The following is a 14,815-nucleotide window of genomic DNA, read 5'->3' as shown; positions in this document are numbered from 1 at the left end:
AAGATTCGGAGCAGAAAGTACGGAAGGCGCTAGTGTAGCGGTAAAATACCGGCACTTTACAGAAATGAGGCATTACGATGGCTACTGCAACTAATTTACGTCAGGAATTTATCGCGTTTTCGGTCCAGGCGGGCGTGCTGCGCTTCGGCGAGTTCACCACCAAGGCCGGCCGCCAGTCGCCGTACTTCTTCAACGCCGGCCTGTTCCATGACGGCGCCACGCTGGCGCAAGTCGCGCAGTTTTACGCGCAGACGCTGATCGATTCCGGCGTCGAGTTCGACATGCTGTTCGGCCCGGCCTACAAGGGCATCACGCTGGCATCCGCCACTGCCGTGGCGCTGGCCGGCAAGGGCCGCAACACCTCGTTCGCCTACAACCGCAAGGAAGCCAAGGACCACGGCGAGGGCGGCACCATCGTCGGCGCCAAGCTGCAAGGCAAGGTCGTGATCATTGACGACGTGATTTCGGCCGGCACCTCGGTGCGCGAATCGGTGGAGATGATCCGTGCCGCCGGCGCCGAGCCATGCGCCGTGCTGATCGCGCTGGACCGCATGGAACGCGGCGGCAAGGATGGCCAGATCTCCGAATTGTCGGCAGTGCAGGAAGTGACGCAGAAGTATGGTATTCCGGTGATTTCGATCGGCAACCTGGACGATTTGTTCGGTTTCCTCAACGGCGCTGGCGCCGATCCGCAACTGGCCCAGCACAAAGAAGCGGTAGCGGCCTACCGTAGCCGTTATGGCATTGCATGATTGACTATGTTGCTAGACTTTGATATTTCTATGGTGTAACCTTATTCGGGTAGGAGACCAATAAAAGGTAGACCATGAATATCGCAACACTCAAGGTACACGGCGACCCCGAAGGCTTGGCAGACGTCCGCGACGGCCTGCCGAGCGAACCGCACGGCGACTGGGAAAAGGGCGATGTCACGTCGTCCGGGCGAGCGCGCATCGATTCCGGCTTTTATGTTGCCATCGGCACCGAGCAGAATCCGACTGAGCTGCTCAAGCAGATCCGCTTTTACCTGAACGAATGCCAGGCGCGCGGGATCCACTTCGAGCGCTCCGACGTTGCCGCCGAGCTGCGCATCTCCTTCCCGTGCGAAGCGGGCGCGGCCACGCCGCCGCTGGACCTGTCGCTGGCCGACATGGCCATGCTGGTCGAGATGGGCATCAACCTCAGCATCACCGCCTGACCGCGTGACGCTGGCGATGCGCTTTGCCGAAGACCGGCTGACCTATTTCAGCGCCGCCCAAGGGCAGTCGCGCCGTGTCCATGTATGGGAACCGGTGGCGCCGCGCGCGGTGATCCTGGCGATCCACGGCGGCATGGCGCACGGCGGCGACTATTGCACGCCGGCGCGCTGGTTCCGCCAGCAGAGCATCGCCACCGTGGCCTACGACCTGTGCGGCCATCACGACGCGCGCCGGGTCGACATTCCCGGCTTCCAGGTATTCCTCGACGATAGCGTGCTGTTCCTGGCCTGGGTCAAGCAGCAGTATCCGGGCTTGCCGATCTATGTGATGGGTCACTCGATGGGGGCGCTGATCGCCACCCATCTGGCACTGGGCCATTTCCGCGACGATGCCGCCATCAAAGGCGTCATCCTGTCCTCGCCGTATTACGTGAATGCGATCAAGGTGTCGCCGCTGCTGCTGGCGCTGGCCGGCGTGCTGGGCGCGCTGGCGCCGCGCATGAAAGTGCCGCTGGCCTCGCTGACCCACTTGCTGACCCACGACAGCGCCATCACCGCCCGCCATTACGACGATGAACGCGACGGCGTGCGCGCCACCGAAATCACGGTCCGCTTCGGCAACGCGCTGACCACCGCCCAGCAGGGGCTGGCCGCGCGCATGCCGGGCTGGACGCAGCCGCTGTTTGCGGTGGTGGCCGGCGACGATCACCTGGCCGATGCCGATGCTGCCGAGGCCATGCTGCAATCGGTGCCGGCGCATTTGCTGACCTATCAGCGCCACCCGCGCAACTTCCACGAAAACTTCAACGAGCTCAATCGCGAGCAGATCTACGCCGACATCCTGGCGTGGATCGACCGTTAATCCGGCCGCAGCGGCCTTTGTCGGCATTCGGCCGCGCTTGTCGCATGCCGCCCCGCGCCGGCACTGGACAGGGCACAGTAGCTGCATGACAATCCGTCATGCCCTTGGAGACTAACAATGAAACGCCCCTTGCTGATCGCTGTGCTGCTGGCCGCTGCCGGTCTGGCCGCCGCCGCTAACCCACTGGAAAACTGGTACCTGAGCGGCAGCAGCGCCAAGTCGTACCAGATTGGCGTGGACAGCGCCGAAACCGTCAGCGGCCAGCCGGCACGCTTCATCCGCTACGTGGACGGCGATGCCTCAACCTTCGGTACGTTGATGCAGACGATCTCGGCTAAAGCCTACCAAGGCAAGCGGGTACGCTTCCAGGCGATGATCAAGACGCGTGATGTGACCCAGTGGGCCGGCCTGTGGATGAGTTCCCTCCGTCCCAATGAGCATCGCGCGGCGGCGTTTTATAACAGCCAGGACAAGCCTATTGCCGGCACCAATGACTGGCAGTTGCGCAGCGTGACGCTGGACATCCCGGACGATGCCGCCACGCTGAATATCGGCGTCATCGATGGCGGCCGGGGCCAGGTCTGGATCGATCAATTATCGCTGGAGGTGGTCGGCCAGGATGTGCCTGTCGATCGCCTGCCGGGCCGCCTCCCAGCTTCGGACACGCCATCGCTATGAAGCCATTACACGTCATTGCCGCCGCGCTGGCGGCGACCTCGCTGTGGGTGGTGGCGGCGGAATCGGTCGGCAAGCTGCCGCCGCCGTGGTTCATTTCTGGAGACCATGCGACGTCCTACGAAGCCGGTATCGACAATGTGGAAACCAGCAGCGGCAAGGGCGCCAAGTTCCTGCGCTACGCACAGGGCGAGGACAAGGGTTATGGCTCGTTGATGCAGGTGATTTCCGCGCAGCGCTACCTTGGCCAGCGGGTGCGTTTCCGTGCCATGGTCAAGACCCGCAACGTCAGCAACTGGGCCGGCCTGTGGATGCAGGTGCAGGCGGAGCAGCGCTCGCACGCGGCGTTCTACAACAGCAGCGATCAGCCGATCCGCGGCACCTCGTCGTGGCAGATGCGCAGTGTGACGCTGGATGTGCCGGCCGATGGCACCACTATCGCCTTTGGCGTCAACAACGCCGGCAGCGGCCAGGTGTGGATCGATGAGTTGTCGTTTGAAGTGGTCAGCAAAGACGTGCCGGTGGATGTTATGCCGTATGCCAAGCTACCGGAGAAACCGACCTTATGATGGCGTGGCATAGCGCAGACATGGACGGCGCCTCGCAGGCGCTGGTGCGCGTGGCCGCCAGTTCGCGCCGCCAGTTTGCGTTGAGCGCGGCGTTGGTCGCGGCCATGGCGCTGCTCGCAGTGGCGCTGCGCGCATACACCTGGCTGGCGCTGTTTGCCGCCTTGCTGCTGCCCTTGGGCGCGAGTGCGGCGCTGCTGTTGCTGATGCAGCAGCAGCGCGCCGCCCGCTCCTGGACCGCCTTGTGGGCCGCGCTATTTTTTCTGCTGCCCGCCGGCGTGATGGCGGCTGGGGGGATCTATCGCCTTGGCCTGTCGTGGATAGGCATCGATCCGCTGAACGAGTTGCAGGCCATGGCGATGGAAGCGCTGCTGGCGCTGCTGCTCCTGGTGCTGCCACTGTGGATGGCGCAGCATCGCGCGCGCACTTTGCATATCGCCCAGTTGTCGCAGGCAGCGCTGGCGTCGGACCTGAAGGCCTTGCAGGCGCAGATCGAACCGCACTTTTTGTACAACACGCTGGCCAACACGCGTTACCTGGTGCGCCACGATCCGGACCGCGCGGTCGATATGCTGGACCACCTGATCGCCTACCTGCGCAGCGCCTTGCCTGACTTGCGCAGCCCGATGTCGACGCTGGGCCGCGAATGCGAACTGGCCGGCCACTATCTGGAACTGATGGCGATCCGCTACGGCGACCGCCTGAGCGTGCAGATCGCCTGCGCCGACGACGTGCGCGACCTGGCGCTGCCGCCGCTGATGCTGATGCCGCTGGTGGAAAACGCCGTGCAGCACGGCGTCGAACCGCATGCCGGCGCAGTCACCGTCACCGTGCTGGCGCAGCGCACGGCTGGCGGTGTGACGGTCGCGGTGCGGGACAACGGCGCCGGCGTCGGCAACGGCCAGGCGGTGCTGGGCAGCGGCGTTGGCCTGCGCAATGTGCGCCAACGGCTGGAAGCGCTGTATGGCCCGGCCGCCAGCCTGCGCCTGAGCATGGGCGCGGACGGCTGGACCGCCGCCGAACTGACCTTGCCGGTGGCTGCATGACGGCGCCGCGCATCCTGATTGCTGACGACGAGCCGCTGTTGCAGGCCGAGTTGCGCGCCACGCTGGCCGCGTTGTGGCCGGAGGCGCAAGTGGTGGGCGTGGCGAACGATGGCGTGCAAGCCTTGCACATGGCGCGCGAACTGGCGCCGGACATCGCCTTCCTCGATATCCGCATGCCGGGTCTGAGCGGGCTGGAAGTGGCGCGCACGTTTGGTTCACGCATTCACGTGGTATTTGTCAGCGCCTACCAGGAGCATGCGCTGGCGGCGTTTGACGAAGGTGCGGTCGATTATCTGCTCAAGCCTGTTGACGCGGTGCGGCTGGCGCGCGCCATCGAGCGACTGCGCGCGCGGCTCGGCACACCGCCGCCGGATCTGGCGCGGCTGGTGCAGCAGCTGGCGCCGAAGAAGGCGCCGCCGGCGTGGTTACAGGCCAGCGTCGGCAACACCATCCACTTCATCGATTTAAGCGAGGTGATTTACTTCGGCTCGGAATTCAAACACACGCGCGTGGTGACCGACCAGATGGAAGCGCATCTGCGCACGCCGCTCAAGGAGTTGGCCGAGCAGCTGGAAGACGCCGGCTTCTGGCAGATCCACCGCGGTTACGTGGTGGCGGTCAAGCGCATTGCGGCGGTGAGCCGGGATGCCGACGGCGCGGTGTGGCTCAACCTGCGCGGCCATCCATCCCGGTTGCCGGTGAGCCAGCGCTTTCAGCACCGGTTCAAGGGGATGTGAGCTTAATCCAGAGTCCAGACGTACTGCATCATCTGCCACTTCTCAATCGCCTTGCCGCCCTTAATCGCCGGGCGGAACTGGCATTTTTCGATGCCGCTGCGAGCCGCTTCATCCAGGTCAGCATGGCCGCTGGAGCGGTTAACCTTGGACTCTTTGACCTTGCCGTTGGTGCCGACCAGGAAGTTCAGCTGAACGGTGCCGGTATGTTCGGCGGTTAGCGCCTCTGCCGGCCAGATTGGCTTGGCGCAGGTCTTGAAATCGACTACTGCCGAACGGTCGCTCGATGCGCTCTTGTCGGCGGCCGTGGCCTCTGCATAAACCGACACGCAGGCCACGGCCACGCCCAGCATGGCGAGCGCGGTTTTCCAGTTCAGGGATTGCGGGGCAGGGCGCAGCAGGTGTTGAATACGCATGACTAAATCTCCTCCATTGGCCGCTTGGGCCAGTTGATGATGGGAGAACCGGAGCCGCTCCAGTTCCGATAAGGCAAGGGCCAGGCGCCGCGGTTCGCCCAGCTGCCTTGCAGCGACATCGTCTGCAATCAGTTCGCGTTCGATCCGGATGCTGCGTGAAATCCACCAGACGGCCGGATGGTAGAACAGCAGCGTTTCGATCACGTTCTGCAGCAGGTTAATCAGGTAATCGTGACGCTTGATGTGCGCCATTTCGTGCGCCAGCAAGGCTTGCAGCAGGTCGGGCGGCATGCCGCTGATCAGCGCCGCCGGCACCAGCACCACCGGCCGCCACCAGCCGGCGGTGATCGGGCTGGCCAGCGTGTCGACCACGCGCAGGCCGATCGCGCGGTGGATGCCGAAGCGCTGCGCCATGCGCGCCAGTTCGGCTTCCCAGCGGTGTTGCTCCGGATGGTTGCCGGGCTGGCGGCTGGCGCGGTCGATCCACAGCAGGCCGGTGGCCATGCGCAGCGCCAGCACGGCGGCGCACAGCGCCCACAGGCTGACGATGCCGCGTACCGAGGTATGCAGGTCGAACCAGGTTTCTTCGCTGGCGATGCCGGTGGCCCATTGCAGGCCCTGGAAGCTGGCGCTGGCCGGCGCGGCGTCGCCGCTCAGGCGCTGCCACAGGTCCAGCGCTGGCCAGCCGAAACAGGTCAGAAGCGCGCAGCAGCCAACCAGGTAGCGGTATTCGGCGCGGCTGTTGCGCAGCAGCGTGAGAACGATGGCGGTGGCGCCGCCGATCAGCAGGCCTTGCCACAGGAAGTGCATCAGCGTCAGGCCGAGGGCGAGGATGAAGGCGCTCATTTGTCCGAGTCCTTCAACATTTTTTCGATCTCGTCGCGCTCCTTTTTGGAGATGCCGCTGCGCAGCGCGGCCAGCACCAGCGCCTTGGCCGAGCCGGCGAAGGCTTTCTGCATCAGGTCCTTGAGCAGGCTGCTTTGCAGTGTGTCCTGCGCCTGGGCTGGCGCGTAGATGTGGGAACGCTGGCTTTCGTCGCGGGTCAGGATACCCTTGGTGTGCATGATCTGCATCAGGCGCAGTACGGTGCCGTAGGCCAGGTCCGGCTTGTCGGCCAACATAGCCTCGTGCACTTGCTTGGCAGTGGCCGCGCCGAGCGGCCACAAAGCTTGCAGCAATTCCAGCTCGCCGGCGGTAGGTTTCGGGATGCTCATGGCTTCTCCAGATCGATCAATGATCGTAGATTAGCCGTTCTAGACAACAATGTATACTTTAATTTTGGGCGAATACCTCGCGCGCGGCCGCCAATCCGTTGAGAGCGGCGGGGAAGCCGGCGTAGACCGCCATCTGCATGATGGTTTCGACGATTTCTTCGCGGCTGACGCCGACATTCAGCGCGGCCTGCAGGTGCACCTTGAGTTGCGGCGCGGCGTTGCCCATGGCGGTTAGTGCGGCGACAACGGCAATTTCCCGGCTTTTCAGATCGAGGCCGGGGCGGGCATAGATATCGCCAAACGGGAATTCGATCAGGTAGCGGGCGAAATCAGGCGCGATGTCTTGCAGGCTGTCGATCACGCGCTGGCCGGCATCGCCGTCGATCTCACGCAATTTTTCGAGGCCGCGCTGGTAGCGTTGGTTGGAGGTATTCATCAGCATTTCCTTCAGTATCAGAGGGTGAATGCGACGCCTGGGATTGTTCCAGCCTGTGGTAATGCGCGATCTTTTCCTGCAAGGCTTGCGCAGATTGGCGCATCGCTTCGATGTCGGCGAGCACCTCGCTCAGGTGCTCTTCCAACAGTTTGCGACGGGCCGGCACGGTGGCGTCCCCGACGCCGCGGAGATGGGCGAAGGTCTGCATTTTGCCGATTGGCATATGCGTCGTTCGCAGCCGCAGCAGGAAGGCAATCCAGTCCATGTCGGACGCTGCGTAACGCCGCTGGCCGCCGGCCGCGCGGGTGACCGGTGCGATCAGGCCGATACGCTCGTAGTAGCGCAGCGTGTAGGCTGTCAGGCCGGTGCGTTTGGCAACTTCGTCGATGCTGAGATGTGATTCCATGGGGACATCCTAAAAGTTAGAGCGCGCTCCAAGTCAAGCGCAAGCGTTTGCTGGCGAGGTATTGTGCGATGTGATGACGTAGGCGTGCAAGATAGGCACGTCGAAGAAGGTGACGTTGCGGAATTCCCTGAGGCCGTGCTCGATCTGTACTTCGGCCTGGAATTTCCGTAAGCCTTCGTCATCGGCGGGGATAATCACAATCCCTGAGAACTGAACGATTTCCTGTGCAGCAAATGCTTTGTTCATGGGCTTCGCGACGATGCGCATGGAGTCCAGATCATTCCGCCCCATCCATTTTGCTGAGACGAGCACATCCCACAACCTGAGCGTGGTATCTGGACGAAACAGCGCAAACAATTCAAATGGCCCATGCTCATTTGAAATTTCCAATTCAATTTGCTTCATTTTTTCAACAAAATTTTTCATAGCTCCCTCATCAGGGACAAGACGGCATCCAGCATGGCGGTTGTGGCAATCTCATCGGCAAAGCCGACCTGGCGGTAGCGCACTTCGGGCTGCCAGGCTTTGACGGTTCCCCATTCCGCAAGTTGCTTGTCTTTGACGGTGGCCTCCAGTCCGCTCAATTTCAGCAACACCTCAAGATCATGGACCTTGAATGAGCGAAAACGTTCAAATTCTTTGTTGGTCGCTGGAAAATCCATCCAGTTCAAGGTTTTGCAAATCCGGGATTTGAGGGCCAGCTCCACGGAGTATCCTGCAAGGTAATATGCGCCGTCAAAACGGCCGGCGGCGCAAAGTACCTGCGCGTCCTGCAAACGGGCGGCGGATATTTCTTCCAGATCGGAAATCGTCAGCACGAAAGCCTCCTGTTGGGCTACCGCTCATTCTGTTCCCGGCAAGCTGCCTTACCAAGCGTGCACTGGGATCTGACTGATCTGTATCAATACTTCTTGAAATTGGCCATCGAGGAGGGGCAGTCGATCTTGCTGGCACCACCGCTTTTGCCGGCGGGGTTGCCGACGGCGCCGGTCATCGAGCAGGAGGTTTTGCCGCGGATGGTTTCGGTGTAGTAGGTGGTGCCGTCCGGCGATTCGTAGACGCCGCGCGAGTCCTCGCCGGTGCCGATGTAGGCGTCGGAAATTTCGGTGATCACGCGGCCGAAAGGCTTGTCATTGCCGAAGTCCGGCACCGCTGGCGCGTCGCGCAGTTCGCGGTCGATCTTGCCCAGATCTTTTTTGAGTTTGTCGATGTCCACCGGATCGGCCATGGCGGCGCCGGCGATCAGCAGCAGGAGTAGGGGAATGCGCATGCTGCCATTATGCGCCTGTCGCGTTGCGGCGCGCTGCTGCGACGATGTAAATCCACGAAAAAAATCCCCACGAGACCGAGGCCTGGTGGGGATTTTTTGAAGGCGTGTCGCTTAACCAGCCAGCTTGGCCTTCAGCAGTTCGGTCAATTGTGCCGGGTTGGCTTTGCCGCGCGAGGCTTTCATCGCCTGGCCAATCAGCGCGTTGATCGCCGCTTCCTTACCAGCGCGGTACTGCTCGACCGACTTGGCATTGTTGGCCAGTACCTCGTCGACGATGGCTTCCAACGCGCCGGTGTCGGAGATCTGCTTCAGGCCTTTCGATTCGATCAGCGCGTCGACCAGATTGTCGTCGTCCGACTTGGCGGCCCACATATCGCCAAACAGTTCCTTGGCGGTCTTGTTGTTGATGGTGCCGTCGGCGATCCGCTTCAGCATCAGCGCCAATTGCGCCGGCTTGACCGGTGCATCGGCGATGTCCACGCCTTCGCGGTTCACGGTCGAGGCAACGTCGCCCATCAGCCAGTTGGCGGCGGCTTTGGCGTTGTCCTTGCCGGCGGCGTCCACTACGGCGACGAAGTAAGTGGCCATGGCTTTCGACTGGGTCAGCACCAGCGAGTCATATTCCGACAGGGCGTATTCGCTGACGAAGCGCGCGCGCATGGCGGCCGGCAGTTCCGGCATCGCGCCTTTAACTTGTTCGATCCAGGCGTTGGAGATGACCAGCGGCGGCAGGTCCGGGTCCGGGAAGTAACGGTAATCCTGGGCGTCTTCCTTGCTGCGCATTTCGCGCGTCTCTTTGCGGTCCGGATCGTACAGGCGGGTGGCTTGCACCACTTTGCCGCCGTCTTCAATCAGCTCGATCTGGCGGCGCACTTCCACGTGCACGGCTTCTTCGATGAAGCGGAACGAGTTCAGGTTTTTGATTTCGCAGCGGGTGCCGAATTCGGTCTGGCCTTTCGGACGCACGGAGACGTTGATATCGCAGCGGAACGAGCCTTCCTGCATATTGCCGTCGCAGACGCCCAGCCACATCACCAGCGAATGCAGCGCCTTGCAGTAGGCGACTGCTTCGGCGGCGCTGCGCAGTTCCGGCTCGGAGACGATTTCCAGCAGCGGCGTGCCGGCGCGATTCAGGTCGATGCCCGACATGCCGGCATAGTCTTCGTGCAGCGATTTGCCGGCGTCTTCTTCCAGGTGCGCGCGCGTCAGGTTGACGGTCTTGGTGACGAATTCGCCGTCCTTCTCGTAGCCGAAGGTGACCGCGCCGCCGATGACCACCGGGTCTTCGAATTGGCTGATCTGATAGCCCTTCGGCAGGTCCGGGTAGAAGTAGTTTTTGCGGGCGAAGATCGAGGCCGGCGCGATCTTGGCGCCAACCGCCAGGCCGAAGCGGATCGCGCGATCCACCGCCTGCTTGTTCATGACCGGCAGCACGCCAGGCAGCGCCAGGTCGACCGGGCTGGCTTGCGTGTTCGGCTCGGCGCCGAACGTGGTCGGCGAGCCGCTGAAGATTTTTGATGCGGTAGTGAGCTGCACGTGGTTCTCAATACCGATGACGACTTCCCATTCCATATGATTCTCGCTATTCGTGTTCTTAAATGCCGGCCGGAGCGCGGGTGTGCCAATCGGTGGCTTGCTGGTAGGCGTGGGCCACGTTCAGCAGCTTGGCTTCACCAAAGTGCTTGCCGATGATTTGCAGGCCGACCGGGCGATCCTTGGCGCCGAAGCCGACCGGGATCGACATGCCAGGCAGACCGGCCAGGCTGGTCGACAGCGTGTAGATGTCGGCCAGGTAGGCGGCTACCGGATCGTCGGACTTGTCGCCCAGGTCCCAGGCCACGGTTGGCGCCACGGGTCCCATGATGACGTCGCAGACGGCGTCCGGGCCGTTCAGCACCTTTTCGAAATCCTGCGCGATCAGGCGGCGGATCTTTTGCGCCTTCAGGTAGTAGGCGTCGTAGTAGCCGTGGCACAGCACATAGGTGCCGACCATGATGCGGCGTTTGACTTCGGCGCCAAAGCCTTCGGCGCGGGTCTTGCGGTACATGTCGGCCAGGTCTTTGTAGCCGTCGGCGCGGTGGCCGAAACGCACACCGTCAAAGCGCGACAGGTTGGACGAGGCTTCGGCCGGCGCGATCATGTAGTAGGCCGGAATCGACAGCGCGGTATTCGGCAGCGAAATGTCAACCAGCGTCGCGCCCAATTCCACGTACTTGGCCAGCCCGGCGCGCACGGCGTCTTCCACGTCCTTGGCCAGGCCTTCGCCGAAGTACTCCTTCGGCACGCCGATGCGCAGGCCGGTCAGCGGCTGGCCCAGTTCACGGGTGAAGTCTTCGTCCACGCCGCCCAGTTCCGGCGTCAGCGAGGTCGAATCGCGCTCGTCGAAGCCGGCCATGGCGTTCAGCAGCAGCGCGCAGTCTTCGGCGGTTTGCGCCATCGGGCCGCCCTGGTCCAGCGACGAGGCGAAGGCGATCATGCCGAAGCGCGACACGCGGCCGTAGGTCGGCTTGATGCCGGTGATGCCGCAGAAGGCGGCCGGCTGGCGGATCGAGCCGCCGGTGTCGGTGCCGGTGACGCCCGGCGCCAGGCGCGCGGCCACGGCGGCGGCCGAGCCGCCCGACGAGCCGCCCGGCACGGCAGTTTTATCCCACGGATTTTTCACCGCGCCGAAGGCCGAGTTTTCATTGGCCGAGCCCATGGCAAATTCGTCGCAATTCAGCTTGCCCAGCGTGACCATGCCGGCCGCGCGGAACTTCTCCACCACGGTGGCGTCGAATGGGCTGACGTAATTGGCCAGCATCTTGGAGCCGGCGGTCGAGCGCCAGCCGGTGGTGACGAAGATATCCTTGTGGGCGATCGGCACGCCAGTCAGCGGGGTGGCGGTGCCGGCGGCGATGCGGGCGTCGGCGTCGGCTGCTTGCGCCAGGGTCAGCGCGCGGTCGACGTGCAGGAAGGCGTTCAGGTCGCTCTGCTCGATGCGGTCGAGGAAGTGGGTGGCCACTTCGGTGGCGGACACCGCTTTGCTTTGCAGGAGGGCGGACAGCTCTTTAATGGTTTTGGTGTGCATGGCGTTTCAGTTCATTCGTTACAGCGTCGTCCTCGCGGAAGCGGGGACCCATAGAACGCTGGCTCAGCATGGATTCCCGCTTTCGCGGGAACGACGTACTTAGTCGATCACTTTCGGCACCAGGTACAGGCCGTCCTGGGTCTTGGGCGCGACAGTTTGATAGGCGTCGCGGCGATTTGGTTCGTTGGCGACGTCGTCGCGCAGGCGCAGCGCGATGTTGTTCATGTGGGCGGCCAGCGGATGGCTCAGCGGCGCGACGCCGTCGGTGTCGACCGCCTGCATCTGTTCGGCCAGCGCAAAGATGCCGTTCAGCTGCTCCAGCGCGGTGGCGCTTTGCGCTTCGCTCATCTCAAGTTGGGCCAGTTTGGCAATGCGGGTTACGTCGGATAGGGTCAGGGACATGGCGCGGTTAATTGTGATATTGATAAAAAACTTGAAATTCTGCCTATTCGCCGGCAACCACCGGCGAATGCCGCCTATTTCGCGGCCTCGGGCACCACACTTTTGGGTGGATTTTGGATAAATCGCAGTCAAATTATAAGGTAGAATGGCGGGTTGATGCGTTGTCGGCGCTGAATGATTGCTGCCGCCGCATTTCGGACAGAATTTTTTACTTAACGGATTACGCGCACACCGGTAGCGCCACAGGACACTTTAATGTTTGGTTTTTTACGTCGTTACATTTCCTCCGACCTGGCCATTGACTTGGGCACGGCCAATACCCTGATCTACGTTCGCGGCCAAGGCATCGTCCTTGATGAACCTTCGGTCGTCGCCATCCGCCAGGAAGGCGGCCCAAACGGCAAGAAAACGATCCAGGCAGTTGGTAAAGAAGCAAAACAAATGCTGGGCAAGGTGCCTGGCAATATCGAGGCGATCCGCCCGATGAAAGACGGCGTGATCGCCGACTTCACCGTCACCGAACAGATGCTCAAGCAGTTCATCCGCATGGTGCACGACTCCAAATTCTTCCGTCCTTCGCCACGCATCATCATTTGCGTGCCGTGCGGCTCGACCCAGGTTGAGCGCCGCGCGATCCGCGAATCGGCGCTGGGCGCCGGCGCCTCGCAGGTGTACCTGATCGAAGAGCCGATGGCCGCCGCAATAGGCGCTGGCCTGCCAGTCTCGGACGCGACCGGCTCGATGGTGGTCGACATCGGCGGCGGCACCACCGAAGTGGGCATCATCTCGCTGGGCGGCATGGTCTACAAAGGTTCGGTGCGCGTGGGCGGCGACAAGTTCGACGAAGCCATCGTCAACTACATCCGCCGCAACTACGGCATGCTGATCGGCGAACAGACCGCGGAAGCGATCAAGAAGGCCATCGGTTCGGCCTTCCCGGGTTCGGAAGTCAAGGAAATGGAAGTCAAGGGCCGCAACCTGTCCGAAGGCATTCCGCGTTCGTTCACGATTTCGTCCAACGAGATCCTGGAAGCGCTGACTGACCCGCTGAACAACATCGTGTCGGCCGTGAAGAACGCGCTGGAACAGACCCCGCCGGAACTGGGCGCCGACATCGCCGAAAAAGGCATGATGCTGACCGGTGGTGGCGCGCTGCTGCGCGATCTGGATCGCCTGCTGATGGAAGAAACCGGTCTGCCGGTGCTGGTGGCGGAAGATCCGCTGACCTGCGTGGTGCGCGGTTCGGGCATGGCGCTGGAGCGCATGGACCAACTGGGCTCGATCTTCTCCTACGAATGATCTGAATAAAACGGGGCCGCTACAAAGCGGCCCCGGTGCTTTACGGTGAGTTGACAGTCTCGTTGGCGCGCGCGCGCCGGATTATTTGGAAGTCATGGAATACAGTCCTCCGCCACTTTTCAAGCAAGGCGCTTCGGCGCGGGTCAAGATGACGGTGTTCGCGTGCATATCGATTGCACTGCTGCTGGTCGACTCGCACATGCGCAGTCTGGAAACGGTGCGTTACTATGCCGGCGCGGTCCTGTCGCCGGTACAGAAGGTGGCCTTGCTGCCGCGCGACGCCATCTACGGCGTCGGTGATTATTTCTCTACCCTGTCGTCGCTGGAAAAGCAGGTACGCGAGTTGAAGACGCAGCAGATCGTCAATTCGCAGGCCTTGCAGCAGGCGCGCCTGCAGTCGGCGGAAAATACCCAGCTGCGAAAGCTGATGGACGCGCGTGAGCGCCTGCCGGTCAAGTCGCAACTGGCCGAGGTGCTGTACGACGCCCGCGACGCCAATAGCCGCAAGATCATTCTCGATCGCGGTACCCATCATGATGTGGTGCTTGGCCTGCCGGTGATCGACAACCAGGGCGTGGTCGGTCAGGTCACACGCGTGTTCCCTTTTACTTCGGAAGTGACGCTGCTGTCCGATAAGGAGCAGGCGATTCCGGTACAGCTGCTGCGCAATGGCTTGCGCTCCGTGGCTTATGGACGCGGCAAGTCGGGCAATCTGGAGCTGCGGTTTACCGCGCCGAATGCGGATATCCAGGTGGGCGATGTTGTGGTTACTTCGGGCCTGGACGGCGTGTATCCGGCCGGGCTGGCGGTGGCGCGCGTGACGCAGGTGGAGAACAGCGCCGGCGGTTCGTTCGGCGGCGTGATCTGCCAGCCGCTGGCCGGCATCACCAATAATACGCAGCTGCTGATTCTGATGTCGACGCCGGACATGCCTGCGCGTCCGCCGGAAGAAGCGGAGCGCGCACCGCGCAAACACAATAACAAGATGGCGCCGATCAAGGATGCGCCGAAAGAGGGCGAGGGCCAGCCGGCCGCTGCCGGTGCTACCGGCGCCGCTGCGGCCACGCCGACGCCAAACGGCGCGGCAGGACTGTTCCCGGTCATGCCGCCGCCACCGAAACCTGCTGCTCCCGCCGCCGACGCCACCACGCCAGGCGTGACGCCTGCCGCTGCAACGGCGACCGCGCCTGCTGCGACGGGGACGCGCCCCGCCACGACGACGCC

At 62.8% G+C, this 14,815-nt stretch carries 19 protein-coding genes; 9 read left to right on the top strand and 10 right to left on the bottom strand.

Annotation, left to right across the window (positions count from 1 at the left end; genetic code table 11):
* Positions 1-77 precede the first annotated feature (77 nt).
* From pyrE to GTP69_RS28780, 7 genes are all read left to right on the top strand, one after another.
* Positions 78-752 carry an orotate phosphoribosyltransferase gene (gene pyrE / locus GTP69_RS28810; protein WP_110847492.1) on the top strand — a complete coding sequence of 225 codons (675 nt, stop codon included), beginning with the start codon at positions 78-80 and terminating at the stop codon, positions 750-752.
* 74 nt (positions 753-826) lie between these two features.
* Positions 827-1,198: a hypothetical protein gene (locus GTP69_RS28805; protein ID WP_161058085.1), complete on the top strand. Its 372-nt coding sequence runs from the start codon at positions 827-829 to the stop codon at positions 1,196-1,198.
* 16 nt (positions 1,199-1,214) lie between these two features.
* Complete coding sequence (locus GTP69_RS28800; protein ID WP_161058084.1) at positions 1,215-2,060, top strand: alpha/beta fold hydrolase; 846 nt, start codon at positions 1,215-1,217, stop codon at positions 2,058-2,060.
* Between the two features lie 117 nt (positions 2,061-2,177).
* Positions 2,178-2,738 carry a transcriptional regulator gene (locus GTP69_RS28795; RefSeq protein ID WP_161058083.1) on the top strand — a complete coding sequence of 187 codons (561 nt, stop codon included), beginning with the start codon at positions 2,178-2,180 and terminating at the stop codon, positions 2,736-2,738.
* The gene (locus GTP69_RS28790; protein ID WP_161058082.1) at positions 2,735-3,304 is read left to right on the top strand and encodes a transcriptional regulator; all 570 of its coding nucleotides are present in this window, start codon (positions 2,735-2,737) and stop codon (positions 3,302-3,304) included. Before GTP69_RS28795 ends, GTP69_RS28790 begins: the two co-directional genes overlap by 4 nt.
* Positions 3,301-4,347 (top strand): sensor histidine kinase, encoded by a 1,047-nt coding sequence (locus GTP69_RS28785; protein WP_161058081.1) that lies wholly within the window; start codon positions 3,301-3,303, stop codon positions 4,345-4,347. The genes GTP69_RS28790 and GTP69_RS28785 overlap by 4 nt, the downstream gene beginning before the upstream one ends.
* Positions 4,344-5,084 (top strand): LytR/AlgR family response regulator transcription factor, encoded by a 741-nt coding sequence (locus GTP69_RS28780; protein ID WP_161058080.1) that lies wholly within the window; start codon positions 4,344-4,346, stop codon positions 5,082-5,084. The genes GTP69_RS28785 and GTP69_RS28780 overlap by 4 nt, the downstream gene beginning before the upstream one ends.
* Before the next feature lie 2 nt (positions 5,085-5,086).
* Here GTP69_RS28780 and GTP69_RS28775 read toward each other — a convergent pair whose 3' ends face one another.
* From GTP69_RS28775 to gatC, 10 genes are all read right to left on the bottom strand, one after another.
* The gene (locus tag GTP69_RS28775) at positions 5,087-6,343 is read right to left on the bottom strand and encodes a M56 family metallopeptidase (protein ID WP_161058079.1); all 1,257 of its coding nucleotides are present in this window, start codon (positions 6,341-6,343) and stop codon (positions 5,087-5,089) included.
* Entirely contained in the window at positions 6,340-6,711 is a 372-nt protein-coding gene (locus GTP69_RS28770; RefSeq protein WP_161047948.1) for a BlaI/MecI/CopY family transcriptional regulator, read from the bottom strand. Before GTP69_RS28770 ends, GTP69_RS28775 begins: the two co-directional genes overlap by 4 nt.
* Before the next feature lie 58 nt (positions 6,712-6,769).
* On the bottom strand, positions 6,770-7,147 hold the full coding sequence (locus tag GTP69_RS28765; RefSeq protein WP_161058078.1) for a carboxymuconolactone decarboxylase family protein: 378 nt from the start codon (positions 7,145-7,147) through the stop codon (positions 6,770-6,772).
* The gene (locus tag GTP69_RS28760; RefSeq protein ID WP_161058077.1) at positions 7,098-7,553 is read right to left on the bottom strand and encodes a MerR family transcriptional regulator; all 456 of its coding nucleotides are present in this window, start codon (positions 7,551-7,553) and stop codon (positions 7,098-7,100) included. The genes GTP69_RS28765 and GTP69_RS28760 overlap by 50 nt, the downstream gene beginning before the upstream one ends.
* Before the next feature lie 33 nt (positions 7,554-7,586).
* Complete coding sequence (locus GTP69_RS28755; RefSeq protein WP_161058076.1) at positions 7,587-7,979, bottom strand: hypothetical protein; 393 nt, start codon at positions 7,977-7,979, stop codon at positions 7,587-7,589.
* Complete coding sequence (locus GTP69_RS28750; RefSeq protein WP_161058075.1) at positions 7,976-8,371, bottom strand: DNA-binding protein; 396 nt, start codon at positions 8,369-8,371, stop codon at positions 7,976-7,978. The genes GTP69_RS28755 and GTP69_RS28750 overlap by 4 nt, the downstream gene beginning before the upstream one ends.
* An 83-nt stretch (positions 8,372-8,454) precedes the next feature.
* Positions 8,455-8,823 (bottom strand): hypothetical protein, encoded by a 369-nt coding sequence (locus GTP69_RS28745; protein ID WP_161058074.1) that lies wholly within the window; start codon positions 8,821-8,823, stop codon positions 8,455-8,457.
* Between the two features lie 111 nt (positions 8,824-8,934).
* Positions 8,935-10,395, bottom strand: coding sequence for an Asp-tRNA(Asn)/Glu-tRNA(Gln) amidotransferase subunit GatB (gene gatB / locus GTP69_RS28740; RefSeq protein WP_161058073.1), 1,461 nt, complete (start codon positions 10,393-10,395; stop codon positions 8,935-8,937).
* Between the two features lie 22 nt (positions 10,396-10,417).
* Positions 10,418-11,890, bottom strand: a complete 1,473-nt coding sequence (gatA, locus tag GTP69_RS28735) for an Asp-tRNA(Asn)/Glu-tRNA(Gln) amidotransferase subunit GatA (RefSeq protein WP_161058072.1) — start codon at positions 11,888-11,890, stop codon at positions 10,418-10,420.
* 99 nt (positions 11,891-11,989) lie between these two features.
* Complete coding sequence (gatC, locus tag GTP69_RS28730; RefSeq protein WP_110847557.1) at positions 11,990-12,292, bottom strand: Asp-tRNA(Asn)/Glu-tRNA(Gln) amidotransferase subunit GatC; 303 nt, start codon at positions 12,290-12,292, stop codon at positions 11,990-11,992.
* Positions 12,293-12,547: 255 nt separating this feature from the next.
* Here gatC and GTP69_RS28725 point away from each other — a divergent pair, with 255 nt between their 5' ends.
* Positions 12,548-13,591, top strand: a complete 1,044-nt coding sequence (locus GTP69_RS28725) for a rod shape-determining protein (RefSeq protein ID WP_072789105.1) — start codon at positions 12,548-12,550, stop codon at positions 13,589-13,591.
* Positions 13,592-13,685: 94 nt separating this feature from the next.
* Positions 13,686-14,815 (top strand): rod shape-determining protein MreC (mreC, locus tag GTP69_RS28720; RefSeq protein WP_161058071.1); only part of this gene is annotated, 1,130 nt, incomplete at its 3' end.

It is taken from the genome of Duganella levis, assembly GCF_009857605.1.
Classification (GTDB): Bacteria; Pseudomonadota; Gammaproteobacteria; order Burkholderiales; family Burkholderiaceae_D; genus Rugamonas; species Rugamonas levis.
The sequence above is the reverse complement of the archived record's forward strand: the minus strand, read 5'-3'. Positions and strand labels throughout refer to the sequence as shown.